The organism is Methylobacterium aquaticum (assembly GCF_016804325.1).
Classification (GTDB): domain Bacteria; phylum Pseudomonadota; class Alphaproteobacteria; order Rhizobiales; family Beijerinckiaceae; genus Methylobacterium; species Methylobacterium aquaticum_C.
Window position 1 is genome coordinate 337,788 of the sequence record NZ_CP043627.1, and the last position, 15,252, is coordinate 353,039.

Consider the following 15,252-nt stretch of genomic DNA (forward strand, 5'->3'; position numbering starts at 1 on the left):
TACAAACTCTAACGGCATTCGGGTATGCCGCGCGGGAGACCGAGCCCGGGCGCCCCCACCCGCCAGGGTGGCGCCCGACGCCGAGACACCGCGAGACCCGTCCATGATCCGCAAGACGACCGGCAGGAAGACCCCGTTGCGCGCCGCCGCATTCCTCGCGGCCCTGCTCGCCGGCCTCTCGGGGGCAAGCGCCGATGCCACGCTCGACCGCATCAAGGCCAAGGGCAAGTTCACCGTCGGGGTCATCCTGTCGGGGGCGCCGTTCGGCTTCATCGATCCGAAGACCCAGGAGCAGAAGGGCTTCAACATCGACCTCGCCCGGGCGCTGGCGGACAAGCTCGGCGTCGCGCTCGAGACCGTCACGGTGACGCCGCCGAACCGGGTGCAGTTCCTGCAGCAGGGCAAGGTCGATGCGCTGCTCGCCAACATGCAGGTCACCGAGGACCGGGCGAAGATCATGGACTTCCCGCCCACGGTGTTCGACCGCGCCGGCGGCGCCGCGATCGGCCGCAAGGATAGCGGGATCAAGGACTGGGCCGACCTGAAGGGCAAGCCGGTCTGCGTCTCGCAGGGCTCGAACTTCACCCAGCCCCTGATCGAGCAATACGGCGCGGTGGTGAAGGGCCTGCCGAGCCAGCCGGAATCGCTGCTGGCGCTGAAGGGCGGCACCTGCGTGGTCGCGATCCATACCGGCGCCACTCTGGGCCTGATGCTCGAGGACCGCGCCGACGAGTGGAGGGATTACGGCATCCTGATCCCGACCGAGATCGTGCCGGCCGATTCGGTGGTGTGGATCCGCAAGGGCGAGAAGGACACGGCGGCCGCCCTCGACAAGGCCCTGCGCGAGCTGATCGCCTCCGGCAAGCTCCTGGAGATCGCCAAGGCCAACCGGCTCCTCAACACGGCCTTCATCGAAGAGCAGCAGAAGGCGCTCTCGGCGGCGCGCTGAACGGTCAAGGCGATACCAGGATGCAGGACGCGGTCCGGGGCTTCATCGCCCTGGCTTCCCAGGTCGGGCTCAATTTCGACTTCCTGGCGAGCCCGTTCGAGCTGCGGATGTGGCTCGACGGGATGACGACGACGCTCGTCCTCGTCGCGCTGACCATCCCGCTCAGCCTCGCGGGCGGCGTCGTGCTGGCGGCGGCGCTGACCTCGGACCGGCTCTGGCTCGCCGGGCCGGCCCGGGCCTACGTGGAACTCACCCGCAACACCCCGACGCTGGTCCAGCTGATGTTCACGGTGCTCGTGGTCAACATGCTGATCTCGCAGGCGGTCGGCGGGGCGCAGAACAACCCGCTCGGCGCCTATTTCTGGCTCGTCGCGGTGGTGAGCCTGCACGTCGCGGCCCTCCACGCCGAGGCCCTGCGCGGCGGAATCGAGGCGGTGCCGGCGGCCACCGTCGAGGCGGCCAGGGGCCTCGGCTTCTCGCGGCTGGAGGTGCTGCGGGTGGTCGAGCTGCCGCTGGCGCTCCGCACGGCCTTGCCGGCGATCGTCAACAACCTCGTCAACCTCGTGAAGCTGACGACCATCGGCTACGCCGTCGCCGTCAACGAGATCACCTACGCCTCGCTGATGATCTGGACCCAGCGCGACAACGTCGTCGAACTGATGATCGTGCTGCTCCTGTTCTTCAGCGCCATCAACCTCGCGGTGGCGCGGATCGGGTCCGCGGTCGAGCGGCGGCTGGCGGTGCCGGGATACGGACAGTGACGGCCACCTCCTCGTCCGCGCGGCCATCCGCTGCGCCGCTCGTCATGGTCGCCGGGTTCTGCGCCGCGGTCGCGCTCTGGCTCGTCCTCGATCCGTCGCTGGCCCGGCTTCTGGTCGAGTGGTTGCCCTACCTCGCCCGCGGCTTCGCGATGAACATCCTGATCAGCGTCCTCGCTATGGCGGGCGGCACGCTCGCCGGCGTGGCGCTCGGGGCGATGGAACTCAGCCGGATGCGGCTCGTGCGGGCCCCGGCCGTCGCCTACGTGCAGGTCTTCCGCAACGCCCCGCACCTCGTGCTGATCTTTGCCACCACCTACATCTTCCCGTTCGAGATCGTGGCGTTCGGCCATTACATCCCGTTCCCCGACTGGGTGAAGGCGGTGATCGGCCTCGCGATCCCGGCGAGCGCGCACACCGCCGAGATCACCCGCGGCGCCCTGCAATCGATCCCGACGCCGCAATGGGACGCCGCCAGGGGCCTCGGCTTCTCGCGGATCGAGGCCCTGCGCTTCATCATCCTGCCCCAGTGCCTGCGTCGCGCCCTGCCGCCGTGGATGAACCTCTATGCCTCGATCTGCATGGGCACGGCGCTGGCCTCGCTCGTCGGCGTCCACGAGCTGCTGCATGCCGCGACCGATGCCAGCACGGCGGTGAGCCGCACCGACTTCACGGTGCTCACCTACGTGACGGTGCTCTTCGCCTTCTTCCTGTTCTGCTACCCGGTCTCGCGCCTCACGCAGCGGCTCGAGCGGCGGCTTGCTCGCTAAGATTTGCCCGATGAGTCCCGACATCATGACCGCGTCGCCCGCTCCCCTCGTCGCCCTCGAGGACGTGCATCTGAGCTTCGGGGACAACGAGGTGCTGAAGGGCATCGACCTGACTGTCGCCCGCGGCGAGGCGGTGTCGATCATCGGCCCGTCGGGCTCCGGCAAGTCGACGATCCTGCGCTGCATCAACGCCCTGCTCGCGCCGAGCTCGGGCCGGATCACCGTCAACGGCGTGCGGGTCGATACGCTGCGGACCGAAGCCGAGCGCATCGGCCTGCGCAAGCGCATCGGCATCGTGTTCCAGCAATACAACCTGTTCCCGCATCTCACGGTGCTCGACAACATCACCATCGCGCCGGTCCGCATCCTCAAGGAGAAGCGGGCGGCGGCCGAGCGACATGCCCGCGAATTGCTGGAGCGGGTGCGCCTCGCCGACAAGGTCGCAGCCTATCCGGGCCAGCTCTCCGGCGGGCAGCAGCAGCGCGTCGCGATCGCCCGCGCGCTCGCCATGCGGCCGGACCTGGTGCTGTTCGACGAGGTGACCTCGGCCCTCGACCCCGAGACGGTCGGCGAGGTGCTGGCGGTGATCCGCGGCCTCGTGCGCGAGGGCATGACCAGCCTCCTCGTCACCCACGAGATGCGCTTCGCCGAGGAGATCAGCGACCGGATCGTGTTCACCGAGAACGGCCGCATCGTCGAGGACGGCCCGCCCGAGCAGATTTTTCACCGCTCGCAGAACCCGCGCATCCGGCAATTCGTGCGCGGGCTCGGCGACCGCGAGGCGGTGCAGCCCGGCGAAGGGATCTGACCCGATGAAAACCGCGCTCACCCACGGTCTCGCCGCCGCCATCGCCGGCTCGACACCCTCGGAGGAGGCCATCGCGGCAGGGCGGCTCGCGATCCTCGATCTCCTCGCCTGCGCGCTCGGCGGCGCCGACGACCGCTCGACCGGGATCCTGGTCGAGACCCTGGGGACCGGCCCCGGCCCGTCGGTGCTGATCGGCCGGTCCGGGCGCGCCGATCCCTTCACCGCCGCCCTGGTCAACGGCCATGCCGGCCACGTCCTCGATTACGACGACGTCCATGCCAGCGTGCGCGGCCATCCGACGGTGGTGATCCTGCCGGCCCTGCTCGCCATCGCCGGCACGCGCCCGGTCGCCGCCCGGGACCTGATCGCCGCCTATATCGTCGGCCTGGAGGCGATGGCGCGGCTCGGACTGGCGCTCGGCGCGCGCCACTACGAGACCGGCTTTCATGCCACCGCGACCCTCGGGCCCGTCGGCGCCGCGGCGGCGGTGGCGCATCTGCTGCGATTTCAGCCGGAGACGATCGCGGTGGCGCTCGGCCTTGCCGCGACGCAATCAGCGGGCCTGCGGCTGCAATTCGGCTATGACGCCAAGCCGCTCCATGCGGGCCTCGCCGCCCGCGCGGGCCTGACGGCGGCGCGCCTCGCGCAAGGCGGCCTCTCCGGCGCGCCGGACTTCCTCGACGGCCCGATCGGCTTCCTCGATGCCTTCGGCTTCGGCGCGACGGCACCCGAGCGCCTGCTCGCCGGCTGGGGCGCGCCGTGGCAGATCCTGAAGCCCGGTCTCACCCTCAAGGCATTCCCGTGCTGCACGGCGGCCCACCCGGTGGCGGTCGGGGCGCTGGCGCTTCGCGAGGCCGATGCCTTGCGGGCGGAGGCGGTCGAGTCCGTCGGTCTCACCTTCCCGCCCGGCGGCGATGCGGCCCTCGTCGTGTCGCGCCCCACCACCGGGATCGAGGCCCGGTTCAGCCCGGAATACATCTTCGCCGCCGCGCTCACCGACGGCGCGCTCGGCATCGCTCACTTCGACGAGCGGCCGGTGCGGCCGGACCTCGCGGCGCTCGCCGCCCGCGTCTCGCGCCGCCACGACGAGACGGCGCCGCGCCTCTCGGCCGACCCGGCGACGCGGTTCGTGGTCCTCGACGTCACCCTCAGGGATGGCGGGCGGATGAGCCGGCGGATCGAGGGCCTGCCGGGCCTGACCGATGCCCGGGGAAAATTCCGCGACGCGACCGGGGGCGCCGAAGCTTACGCCGGGATCCCGGACCTCGTCGCCCGGATGCACGACGAAGCCGACCTCGCCCGCCTCCTCACCTTGCTCGGCCAGAGCCGTTCCTGATCACCTGAAAGTCGCCGCCATGACCGCTCCCCGCCGCATGCATCTCGGTCTCTTCCTCCAGGGCGCCGGCCACCACGTCTCCGGCTGGCGTCACGCCGACGCCGAATCGGGCAGCGAGAATCTCGACCTGCTGCTCCGGGTGGTGAAGGCGGCCGAGGCCGCGAAGTTCGACATGGTGTTCCTCGCCGACGGCCTGACCAGCGGCGTCGACGCCCACCCCTCGATGATCGCCCGGTTCGAGCCGCTGACCCTGCTCGGCGCCCTCGCCATGGTGACCGAGCGGATCGGCCTCGCGGCCACCGCCTCCACCACCTACGGCGAGCCCTACCACCTCGCCCGCGCCTTCGCGTCGATCGATCACCTGAGCCACGGCCGCGCGGCCTGGAACATCGTGACCACCTCCTACGCCCGCTCGGCCAACAACTTTTCCAAGAGCCATCCCGAGCACGACGCCCGCTACGCCATCGCGGAAGAGTTCGTCGAGGTGGTGCGCGGCCTGTGGGACAGCTGGGCCGACGACGCCTTCCCGAAGGACAAGGACCGCGGCGTCTATGCCGATCCGGCCAAGGTGCGGGTGCTCGACCACGCCGGAAAATACTATTCGGTGAAGGGCCCGCTCAACATCCCGCGCTCGCCGCAGGGCCACCCGGTGCTGATCCAGGCCGGCTCCTCGGGGCCCGGTCAGGATCTCGCGGCGCGGGCGGCCGACATCGTGTTCACCGCCCAGGCGAGCCTGCCCGAGGCGCAGGCCTTCTACCGCAGCCTGAAGGCCCGGGTCGCCGGGTTCGGCCGCGATCCCGCCTCGGTCGCGGTAATGCCGGGCTTCCTGCCGGTGGTCGGGCGCAGCCTCAAGGAGGCGAGCGAGAAGCTGAGCGAGCTCGACCGCTGGACCCCGATCGCCAGCGCGATGCCGCTGCTCGAGGAGCGCATCGGCCATTCCCTCTCCGCTTACGACCTCGACGGACCGCTGCCCGACCTGCCGATCTCCGACCAGCTGCGCAGCCGCGCCGAATTGCTGACGGAGCTCGCCCGCCGCGAGGGCCTGACGATCCGCCAGCTCGCCCTGCGCGTCGCGGCCGGCCGCGGCCACCACATCGTGCTCGGCACCGCCAGCGACGTCGCCGACCGGATGCAGGAGTGGTTCGCGAGCGGGGCGGCCGACGGCTTCAACGTGATGCCCCCCTACTTCCCGGCCGGCCTCGACGACTTCGTGACCCAGGTCGTGCCGATCCTGCAGGAGCGCGGCCTGTTCCGCACCGAGTACGAGGGCACCACCCTGCGCGATCATCTCGGGATCGCGCGGCCGGCCTGGCCGGGGGCGTGACGGCTTTGCCGATTGGTCTCGACAGAACTCGAACTCACCGCGTCAGTCCGGGGCCGCGAAAGCGGAGCCCGGAATGACGAAGAGGGTGTCAAAATTATCGAGAACGTCGAACAGGCCCCGGAACGAGTCGGCCGGCGATCTCGCTCGAAACAGCTCTGATGTGAGCCTGCCTGTACGTTCAAACAGCACTGCCCGGCGAAGCGGCCGCTTCGCCGGGCAGTGTGTTTTACAGCATCGAAGACCGATCGCACCGCGACCGGCTTCGCAGGTCCTGCTTACTTGGTGGTGGTCGAGCCCGTCGACTTCGGCTCGGCCGGCACCGGATAGGCCGGGTTGCCGGCCGGGACGCCGGCGCTGTTCGACGACGAGACGCCGCCGCTGCCGTTCGGCGAGCCGGTGATCTGCTGGCGCGAGGCGTCCTGGCTCTGGCTGGCGTAGTCCTTCGGGGCGTTGGCGCCGTTCCAGCCGAGCAGGGCCACCATGGCGACCGCCAGGAGGGCGAGGCTGCCGAGCAGCACGTAGAGGACGGGGCGGCCCTTCGCGCCCTGGCGGGCCGCGGTCGGGGTCTCGACGGTGCGGTTGTTGTCCATGATGGAACCTCGGGCTCGAGGCTCGGCGGGCGAGGCGCCGAGCGGTGATCGGTGTGTCCGGGCAACGTCACCGATCGGCCGAGGTTCCTCGCATGGCCCGGATGCCGCGGGCGTTCGGCCCGTCGCTCTACTTGCCGGTCAGCAGCATGATCTTGCCGAGATGGGCGCTCGATTCCATCAGCTCGTGCGCCGCCCGCGCCTCGTCGAGCGGGAAGGTGGCGTGGATGACCGGCTTGACGGTGCCGGATTCGAGCAGCGGCCAGACCTCCTTGCGCAGGCCCTCGGCGATGGCGGCCTTCTGTGCCACGGTGCGCGGGCGCAGGGTCGAGCCGGTGACGGTCAGGCGCCGGATCATGATCGGCGTCAGGTTGAGGTTCTCGGCCTGGAACCCCTGCAGGAAGGCGATGATGACGAGCCGGCCCTCCAGCGCCAGCGACTTCACGTTGCGCTCCAGATAGGCGGCGCCGACCATGTCGAGGATCACGTCGACCCCCTTGCCGTCGGTCAGGCTTTTCACCTCGGCGGCGAAATCCGCCTCGCGATAGTTGATCGCGTGGTCGGCCCCGAGCGACTCGCAGAAGGCGCACTTTTCGGCCGAGCCGGCGGTGGCGTAGACCGTGGCGCCGAACTTTTTCGCGAGCTGGATCGCCGTCGAGCCGATGCCGCTCGAGCCGCCATGGACCAGGAAGCGCTCGCCCGGTTGCAGGCGCCCGCGCTCGAACACGTTCGTCCAGACCGTCCAATAGTTCTCCGGCAGGCCCGCCGCCTCGACGAGCGAGAGCGGGCCGGGCCTCGGCAGGCAGAGCGCGGCCTCCGCGACGCAATATTCGGCATAGCCGCCGCTGATCGTCAGCGCGCAGACCTCCTGGCCCTCGGCGAGACCGGTGACGCCGTCACCGAGCGCGGCGACGCGGCCGGCGATCTCCAGCCCCGGCACCTCGGTGGCGCCGGGCGGCGGCGGGTACTTGCCGGCGCGCTGCTGGCAATCGGGCCGGTTCACGCCCGCCGCCACGACCTCGACCAGCACCTGGCCCGGCCCCGGGCGCGGCACCGGCACGGTCTCGATCCCGATCACCTCCGGACCGCCGGCCCCGTTGAAGCGGACCTGGCGCATGGTGGTGGGGATCGACGGCATGGGGCGGCTCCGCATTGACGGGATGTGCGCCCTTACCTGCCGCGCGGGCCGCCGGCCGGCAAGGGGCTCAGCGACGCTGCCGACGATACACGACAGGACCGTTCACCTGAGGCTCCGCCCCTTCCCACCCGCGACCTCATCCTGAGGTGTGAACGAAGTGAGCCTCGAAGGAGGGCTCCAGAGAGCACCGAGACTTCTGGAGCCCTCCTTCGAGGTTAGTCCATCAGTGATGGACTAACACCTCAGGATGAGGTGAAGGGTGGGAGATCCCCATGATCGGCAGGCTTCACGCCACTGTCGTGCACTGTGAAGCCGCGACTGCAACTCTGCCCAGTCCCTTGATTTGCATCATGTTTATCACCGAACCGGTGACCGCTCCGGCGAATGGTACTCAGCGCGTCCCATACATCCGGTCGCCGGCATCGCCCAGGCCCGGCAGGATGTAGCCGTGCTCGTTCAGGTGGCTGTCGATCGAGGCGGTCCAGACCGGCACGTCCGGATGCGAGCCCTGGAACTTGGCGATCCCCTCGGGCGCGGCGAGCAGGCAGACGAAGCGCAGGTCGCGGGCGCCGCGCTCCTTCAGCCGGTCGACCGCGGCCACCGCCGAGTTCGCCGTCGCCAGCATCGGGTCGAGGACCAGCACGGTGCGGTCGGCGAGGTCGGACGGGGCCTTGAAGTAGTATTCCACCGCCTCCAGCGAATCCGGATCGCGGTAGAGGCCGACATGGGCGACACGGGCCGAGGGCAGGAGCGACAGCATCCCGTCGAGGAAGCCGACGCCGGCGCGCAGGATCGGCGCCAGGACGAGCTTCTTGCCGGCGATCTGCGCGCCCTGCATCGTGACCAGCGGGGTCTCGATCTCGACCGGCTCCAGCGGCAGGTCGCGGGTGACCTCGTAGGCCAGCAGCATCCCGATCTCGTTCAGGAGCTGGCGGAAGCCCTTGGTCGAGCGCGCCTTGTCCCGCATCAGGGTCAGCTTGTGCTGCACCAGCGGGTGGTCGACCACCGTGACCGGCGCCACCCCCGTCTCCCCGCGCGCACCCGCACCCTGCATCGCCGTCTCTCCGTTCACGATAACGTTCATACCATCGTGCCGTGTCATCGACACGTCGATGGCAGGGTGTCCGGCGCATCGGCGCCGGCGCCCGTTCGGGCTTGCCCGGCCCCCTCGAACGAATTCGTCCGAGGGGGCCGGGATATCGGTCATTCAGAATACGGTGCCGTCGCTCGCGATCGCCAGCGGCGGCGCACCTTCCGGCCGCAAGGATCGGGCGAGCCGCCGGCCGGTGGCCCAGGTGCCGCCCTCCAGCACCTTGGCAAGCGGCAGGTCGGCCGGGTCCTCGATCTCGAGCCGCTCGCGCACCAGGGGCGCCAGCCGGTCGAGGAGCGCCACGGTCAGCGCCCGCCACTCGACGACGAGGCGCGAGTCGACCGGGTGGGCCATCTTCGCTTCTTCCGGCCGGCGCAGAGCCAGCACGCCGGTATCGAGGAAGAGGCCGCCGTTGCGGTATTCGGGCAGGCCGGTCAGGGCGTCGAGGCCGGTGACGCTCAGGCCCGCCTCCTCCAGCGGCTCCAGCAGCGAGTAGGCCAGCCACTGCGACAGCTTGTGGAACGGCACCAGCCCTTCCGTCGTCCCGGTGCCGCCGGCGAGCGGATGCCGCCAGGTGTCGCCGAGATCGACGCCGTCGAGGACGATGCGGCCGGGCCAGATCGGCCCGAGATGGGTCAGCAGCACCTCCAGCACCGCCTCGGCGGCAACCGCGCCGTCCTGCGCCTTGGCCTTGATGCGGTCGAACAGGTAGCCGGGACGGGCATCCGGCCCGAAGCCGTCCGGATCGGCCGCCGCGACCTGGCCGAGGCGGTTGAGGAGCGCGGTGCGGCCGGACAGGCCGACGAGCGGATTGGTCGGCGAGACCTGGAAGCCGTCGGCGAGCTCCGCCTCGGTCAGGGTCGCCAGCGCCCGGGCGTCGGCCCGGAACGGATCTTCGGGAGCTGAGGAAAAGAGCCCGGACACGAACATGTCGAAGCTCGCCACCGCCAGCCCCTCGGAGCGGCCATAGGTCTCGCCGGTGCGGCCCTCCTCGTAGCGCCAGGTCGGGCCGGCGCCGGCGTCGAGCAGCACGCTCACCACCACGAGGTCGAAGGCGGCGCGGGCCTGATCGGCCGGGTCGTCGAAGGGGGCGGCGTGGACCAGGGAGCCCCAGCGCTCGAAGCCGCCGACCGAGAAGTGGCGCCAGCGGGCGTGATACGGGATGGCGAGGTCCGGATAGGCCTCGCGGATGGTCTCGACCACCGCATCGGCGCATGCGCCGAGACGGTCGAGGTCGACGACGAAATGGTCGAGCCGCCCGTCGAGCCCGGCCTTGAGCAGGGTCTCGGCGCGGGCGCGCACCGCCCGGGCCGAGAGCAGGCTGCGGGCGGTCGAAAACTCAGGCACGGGCATCATCTCCAGGGGTATGTCGCGCGGGCGCCAAGAGGGGACATTAGAACCGCTCGAGGTCGCGGCCCTTCACGGCATCGAGGGACTCGGTGACGCCGTCCGGCGCGTAGTAGCCCGCCGCCTTCTTGGCTTCCATCTCCACCGAGGCGTCGGGTGGGATCAGCTCCGGCGGGATCGGCACCCGCTCGCCGACCTCGATGCCCGAGCCGGTGATCGCGTCGTACTTCATGTTCGACATCGACATCAGCCGGTCGATGCGGCGGATGCCGAGCCAGTGCAGCACGTCCGGCATCAATTGCTGGAAGCGGGCATCCTGGACGCCGGCGACACATTCGGTGCGCTCGAAATAGGTGGCGGCGGAATCACCCCCCTCCTGGCGCTTGCGGGCGTTGTAGACCAGGAACTTCGTCACCTCGCCGAGCGCCCGTCCCTCCTTGCGGTTGTAGACGATGACGCCGGTGCCGCCGGCTTGCGCCTCGCGCACGCATTCCTCGATGCCGTGGGTGAGGTAGGGCCGGCAGGTGCAGATGTCGGAGCCGAACACGTCCGAGCCGTTGCACTCGTCGTGGACCCGGCAGGCGATGCGCCGGCGCGGATCGGTGAGGCCCGCGACCTCGCCCATGACGTAGACGGTGCAGCCGCCGATCGGCGGCAGGAACACCTGGAGGTCGGGCCGGGTGACCAGTTCCGGGAACATGCCGCCGGTCTGCTCGAACAGCGTGCGGCGCAGAGCCGTCTCGCTGGTGCCGAAGCGGGCGGCGATGCCCGGCAGGTACCAGACCGGATCGACCGCGATCTTGGTGACCGAAATGTCGCCGGTCGCGTGCAGCACCGTGCCGTCGGCGGCGAGCCGGTGGGCGCCCATCGCCGCCAGGATCTCCGGCAGGCTCAACCGCGCCTTGGTGACCGCGATGGTCGGCCGGATGTCGGTGCCGGTGCCGATCGCCTCGCGAAACACCTCGCCGGGCATGTGGCCCCAGGGATCGAGCGAGACGATCTTTTCCGGGTCCGCCCATTGCGGGTGCGGGCCGATCGGCACCACCGGATGGGTGTTGGTGAGGTCCGGCCGCGCCAGCGGGTTCATCGCCCGGCCGGCGATGGCGAGCGCCCGGTAGAGCGAATAGGCGCCGCCATTGGCCCCGATCACGTTGCGGTCGGCCGGGTTGGTCACGGTGCCGATGATCGGGCCGCGCTCGCGCGGGTCGGCGGCGCCCCAGCGGATCGGCCAGCGGGCGGCGCCCGGCTCCGGATGCGAGGTGAGCCGGATATGCGTCGAGCGGTTTGAACTGGTCATGCGGCCGCGCCGTCCTTCAACGGAGAAGGCTCCCCGCGGGGGCCGCGAGGAGCCTGTCGTGTGCTTGACCGGAACGAGGGTGGCCCAGCCGATTCGGCGCGTCAAGCTCAAGCCTGCGGCACCCGCGGCGCCGGGGGGGACGCACGGCGCTGATCGATGGTTGAGCGTCCTGCCCAAAGCTTGAACGGAGATCCCTTGGCGGAATTGCTTTGCCGGATCCGCTTTCGCCCGAGCCTTGACAGAGCTTGCCCCGCCACCGCATCGCGACGCCCGTGGCCTCCTCCTCCCCCCTTCTGCCGCCCGGCACCACGGTCTGGCTGATCACCGACGGCAAGGCCGGCGACCTCGCGCCCTGCCGCGGTCTCGCCGCGGCGTTGGGCGTGGCGGCGCAGGAACGGGTGGTGACGCCGCGCCCGCCGTTTTCCTGGCTGGCCCCGCGGGGGCCGGCGGACCCGCGCGAGCGGGCGCTCGAGCCGCCCTTCCCCGATCTCGCCATCGCCACCGGCCGCCGGGCGGTGCCGGCGCTCCGGGCGGTCAAGCAGCGCTCCGGGGGCAGAACCTTCACGGTCTTCCTGCGCGATCCGCGCATCGGCCCCCGGGCGGCCGACCTGATCTGGGTGCCGGCGCACGATTCCTTGCGCGGCACGAACGTCATCGTCACCGAGACCGGCCCGCACCCGGTCTCGCCCGACCGCCTCGCCGCCGCGCGGCGCGATCCCGATCCGCGTCTCTCCGCCCTCCCCCGCCCTCGCGCCGCGGTGCTGGTCGGCGGCGACAGCAGGCACGGGCGCTTCTCGGACGAGGACGCGAAGGCCCTGCTCGCCGGACTGGAGCGCCTGGCCGGCGCGGCGAGCCTGATGATCACCGCCTCGCGCCGCACGCCCGACCCGGTGCGGGCGGCCTTGGCCGATCTCGCCGGCCGGCATGGCGGCTTCTTCTGGGACGGCAGCGGCGAGAACCCCTATCTCGCCCTGCTGGCGCTCGCCGACACGATCGTGGCGACGGCCGATTCGGCCAACATGGTGACGGAGGCCTGCGCCGCCGGCGTACCCGTCCAGTTGTTCGAGCCGCACAACCTCTATCGGCGCCATCACACGCTGTACGAGGCGCTGAAACGGCATGGAACTGTGCATCCTTTCACCGGACGGGTTGAACCGTTACGGTCCAAGCCCTTAGACATGACACTCGCGATCGCGCAGGCTGTGGCGAATGCCTATATCGGGCATCGCGATGCGCTCGCCCGCCGGACGGCCCGCTGAGGGCTTGGTCGGCGGCAGCCCCGGAGATCCCTATGTCCACGATGAAGCAGGCTCCCCAGCACGAGAAGCTCGTGATCGTCGGCTCCGGCCCGGCCGGATACACCGCCGCGATCTACGCCGCCCGCGCCATGGTCGAGCCGCTGCTGATCTCGGGCTTCCAGCCCGGCGGCCAGCTGATGATCACCACCGACGTCGAGAACTATCCGGGCTTCGCGCAAGCCGTCCAGGGCCCGTGGCTGATGGAGCAGATGCGCGCCCAGGCCGAGCATGTCGGCACGCGGATCGTCTCGGAATACATCGCCAAGGTCGACCTGTCGCAGAGGCCCTTCCGGCTCGAGGCGGATTCCGGCGCGGTCTTCACCTGCGACGCGCTGATCATCGCCACCGGCGCCCAGGCGAAGTGGCTCGGCCTGCCCTCCGAGGCGAAGTTCCAGGGCTTCGGCGTCTCGGCCTGCGCCACCTGCGACGGCTTCTTCTTCCGGGGCAAGGAGGTCGTGGTGGTCGGCGGCGGCAACACCGCGGTCGAGGAGGCTCTGTACCTCGCCAATCTCGCCTCGAAGGTCACGGTGGTCCATCGCCGCGACAGCTTCCGGGCCGAGCGCATCCTGCAGGAGCGCCTGTTCAAGCATCCGAACGTCGAGGTGGTGTGGAACCACGCGGTGGAGGAGATCTGCGGCCGCGACAAGCCGGCCCCCTCGGTCACCCACCTGCGCCTGCGCGACACGGTCACGGGCGCGATCACCGAGCGCAAGGCCGACGGCGTGTTCATCGCCATCGGCCACCAGCCGGCGACGTCCGTCTTCGAGGGGCAGTTGCCGTTCCGGGCCGGCGGCTACCTGGAGGTGACGCCCGGCACCGCCATGACGGCAATCCCCGGCGTGTTCGCGGCCGGCGACGTGACCGACGACGTCTACCGGCAGGCGATCACCGCCGCCGGGATGGGCTGCATGGCCGCCCTCGAGGCGGAGAAGTACCTGGCCAACCTGGCGATCGGCGAACAGCCGCGCCAGGCCGCGGCCGAGTAGGAAGCGTGTACCGGGGCCGGGGATGAGCCCGGTCCCGGCCCTGTGGAGGATTCGCTCTGGTCCCACCGGCTCCTCGCGCCGGCCGGGGCTCTGGCGAGGGGTTGACGGCCGTGGACTGGGACAAGATCCGGATTTTCCTCAACGTCGCCGAAGCCGGCAGCTTCACCAAGGCGGGCGACGATATCGGCCTCAGCCAGTCGGCGGTCAGCCGCCAGATCAGCGCCCTGGAGCGCGAGCTGAAGGCGCCGCTGTTCCATCGCCATGCCCGCGGGCTGATCCTGACCGAGCAGGGCGACCTCCTGTTCCGGGCCGCCCGGGACATGAAGATGCGGCTGGAAACCACCCGGGCCCGCCTCGTCGAGACGAGCGAGCGCCCCTCGGGCGACCTCAAGGTGACGACAACGGTGGGTCTGGGCACCGCCTGGCTCGCCCAGCGGGTCGCCGAGTTCCTCGACCTCCACCCGGATGTCCGCGTCGAGCTGATCCTGACCAACGAGGAACTGGACCTTGCCATGCGCGAGGCCGACGTGGCGATCCGGCTGCGCCGCCCGGCCCAGCCGGACCTGATCCAGCGCCGTCTGTTCACCGTGCATTACCACGTCTTCGCCTCGCTCGAATACGTGAAGCGCTTCGGCGAGCCGAAGACGATCGACGACCTCGACAAGCATCGCCTGGTCTCGTTCGGCGGCGACCAGCCGTCCTACCTGATGGCGACCCACTGGCTCGCCACCGTCGGCCGCGAGGGGCGCGAGCACCGCACCATCCACTTCACGGTCAACAACATCTCGGCGCTCCAGCTCGCGGTCGAGACCGGCGCCGGCATCGGCATCCTGCCGGACTACGTCGCCGACGGGAACGAGCAGCTGGTGCAGGTGCTGCGCGACTACGAGATGCCGAACCTCGAGAGCTACCTCGTCTATGCCGAGGAGATGCGGACGGTCGCCCGCGTCCAGGCTTTTCGGGACTTCCTCGTCGCCAAGGCGCAGCGCTGGACGTATTGAGCGGGCAACGGCCTTCCCGCTTTGGGCAGGGGGCTGATCCGGGCAAAAGAAATGGCGCGGGACATCCCCTCTCTCCGCGGGCGGGGAGAGGGGAATCCAGCGCCATTTCTCGATCGGGGACAGCCTTGCGCCTCGCGCGATCGCCCCGAATTCACGAGGCGGAGGAGCACCCGCTGCCGTACCGGCAGGCAAGTGCTCGGGCGCACATATCGATCGTGAACCCGGGCGATGCCCTGACGTTGTCCTTGGGCAGAACCTGGAGATCACCTCCAGGTGCTTCGGACGATCGAAGGAGGCCTCACATGCGTTACCCGCATCTCGTCGCCGCCCTGTTCACGGTGGCCCTCGCCCCCGGCCCGCTGCTGGCGCAGACCGAGCCGCCGATGCGCGATCCCGCCGTCACCGGCTCCATCGCCCCCCGCGAGACCACCGGCGTCGGCCAGACCAAGCCCCGGGCGCGGCGCTCGGCCCCGATGCCGGCCTGACCCCGGAACTGCGCGAGCGCGACCGCGCGCTCCAGCGCCACATCGATATCGGCATCTGCACCGGCTGCACCGAGTAGC

15 protein-coding genes are annotated in these 15,252 nt (G+C 70.6%); 10 read left to right on the top strand and 5 right to left on the bottom strand.

Annotated features, from left to right (window positions below; genetic code table 11):
- Window positions 1-103: 103 nt before the first annotated feature.
- The 6 genes from F1D61_RS01495 to F1D61_RS01520 are packed head-to-tail and all read left to right on the top strand — an operon-like array spanning window position 104 to window position 5,945.
- The gene (locus tag F1D61_RS01495) at window positions 104-949 is read left to right on the top strand and encodes a transporter substrate-binding domain-containing protein (protein ID WP_203156211.1); all 846 of its coding nucleotides are present in this window, start codon (window positions 104-106) and stop codon (window positions 947-949) included.
- 20 nt (window positions 950-969) lie between these two features.
- Window positions 970-1,710 (top strand): amino acid ABC transporter permease, encoded by a 741-nt coding sequence (locus F1D61_RS01500; protein WP_203156212.1) that lies wholly within the window; start codon window positions 970-972, stop codon window positions 1,708-1,710.
- A gap of 44 nt (window positions 1,711-1,754) precedes the next feature.
- Window positions 1,755-2,477 carry an amino acid ABC transporter permease gene (locus F1D61_RS01505; protein ID WP_203158869.1) on the top strand — a complete coding sequence of 241 codons (723 nt, stop codon included), beginning with the start codon at window positions 1,755-1,757 and terminating at the stop codon, window positions 2,475-2,477.
- Window positions 2,478-2,487: 10 nt separating this feature from the next.
- Entirely contained in the window at window positions 2,488-3,285 is a 798-nt protein-coding gene (locus tag F1D61_RS01510) for an amino acid ABC transporter ATP-binding protein (RefSeq protein ID WP_281437032.1), read from the top strand.
- A gap of 4 nt (window positions 3,286-3,289) precedes the next feature.
- On the top strand, window positions 3,290-4,621 hold the full coding sequence (locus F1D61_RS01515; RefSeq protein WP_203156213.1) for an MmgE/PrpD family protein: 1,332 nt from the start codon (window positions 3,290-3,292) through the stop codon (window positions 4,619-4,621).
- A gap of 19 nt (window positions 4,622-4,640) precedes the next feature.
- Window positions 4,641-5,945, top strand: a complete 1,305-nt coding sequence (locus F1D61_RS01520; RefSeq protein ID WP_203156214.1) for an LLM class flavin-dependent oxidoreductase — start codon at window positions 4,641-4,643, stop codon at window positions 5,943-5,945.
- A gap of 275 nt (window positions 5,946-6,220) precedes the next feature.
- Here the strand turns inward: F1D61_RS01520 and F1D61_RS01525 are convergent, their stop codons facing one another.
- The 5 genes from F1D61_RS01525 to F1D61_RS01545 all read right to left on the bottom strand — a co-directional run bounded on the left by F1D61_RS01525 (window position 6,221) and on the right by F1D61_RS01545 (window position 11,404).
- Entirely contained in the window at window positions 6,221-6,535 is a 315-nt protein-coding gene (locus F1D61_RS01525; protein WP_203156215.1) for a hypothetical protein, read from the bottom strand.
- Between the two features lie 127 nt (window positions 6,536-6,662).
- Window positions 6,663-7,670 carry an NAD(P)H-quinone oxidoreductase gene (locus F1D61_RS01530; protein ID WP_203156216.1) on the bottom strand — a complete coding sequence of 336 codons (1,008 nt, stop codon included), beginning with the start codon at window positions 7,668-7,670 and terminating at the stop codon, window positions 6,663-6,665.
- Window positions 7,671-8,061: 391 nt separating this feature from the next.
- Window positions 8,062-8,724 carry a uracil phosphoribosyltransferase gene (upp, locus tag F1D61_RS01535; protein WP_203158871.1) on the bottom strand — a complete coding sequence of 221 codons (663 nt, stop codon included), beginning with the start codon at window positions 8,722-8,724 and terminating at the stop codon, window positions 8,062-8,064.
- Window positions 8,725-8,877: 153 nt separating this feature from the next.
- Window positions 8,878-10,113, bottom strand: a complete 1,236-nt coding sequence (locus tag F1D61_RS01540) for a URC4/urg3 family protein (protein WP_203156217.1) — start codon at window positions 10,111-10,113, stop codon at window positions 8,878-8,880.
- A 40-nt stretch (window positions 10,114-10,153) separates the two neighbouring features.
- On the bottom strand, window positions 10,154-11,404 hold the full coding sequence (locus tag F1D61_RS01545) for a GTP cyclohydrolase II (protein ID WP_203156218.1): 1,251 nt from the start codon (window positions 11,402-11,404) through the stop codon (window positions 10,154-10,156).
- A 245-nt stretch (window positions 11,405-11,649) separates the two neighbouring features.
- Here F1D61_RS01545 and F1D61_RS01550 point away from each other — a divergent pair, with 245 nt between their 5' ends.
- The 4 genes from F1D61_RS01550 (at window position 11,650) to F1D61_RS01565 (ending at window position 15,174) form a co-directional block, all read left to right on the top strand.
- A complete protein-coding gene (locus F1D61_RS01550) occupies window positions 11,650-12,663 on the top strand; it encodes a mitochondrial fission ELM1 family protein (RefSeq protein ID WP_246775670.1) in 1,014 nt (337 codons plus the stop codon).
- 41 nt (window positions 12,664-12,704) lie between these two features.
- Window positions 12,705-13,688, top strand: a complete 984-nt coding sequence (trxB, locus tag F1D61_RS01555) for a thioredoxin-disulfide reductase (protein ID WP_203158873.1) — start codon at window positions 12,705-12,707, stop codon at window positions 13,686-13,688.
- A gap of 110 nt (window positions 13,689-13,798) precedes the next feature.
- Window positions 13,799-14,689 (top strand): LysR family transcriptional regulator, encoded by an 891-nt coding sequence (locus tag F1D61_RS01560; RefSeq protein ID WP_203156219.1) that lies wholly within the window; start codon window positions 13,799-13,801, stop codon window positions 14,687-14,689.
- A gap of 302 nt (window positions 14,690-14,991) precedes the next feature.
- A complete protein-coding gene (locus F1D61_RS01565) occupies window positions 14,992-15,174 on the top strand; it encodes a hypothetical protein (protein ID WP_203156220.1) in 183 nt (60 codons plus the stop codon).
- The last annotated feature ends 78 nt before the right edge of the window (window positions 15,175-15,252 follow it).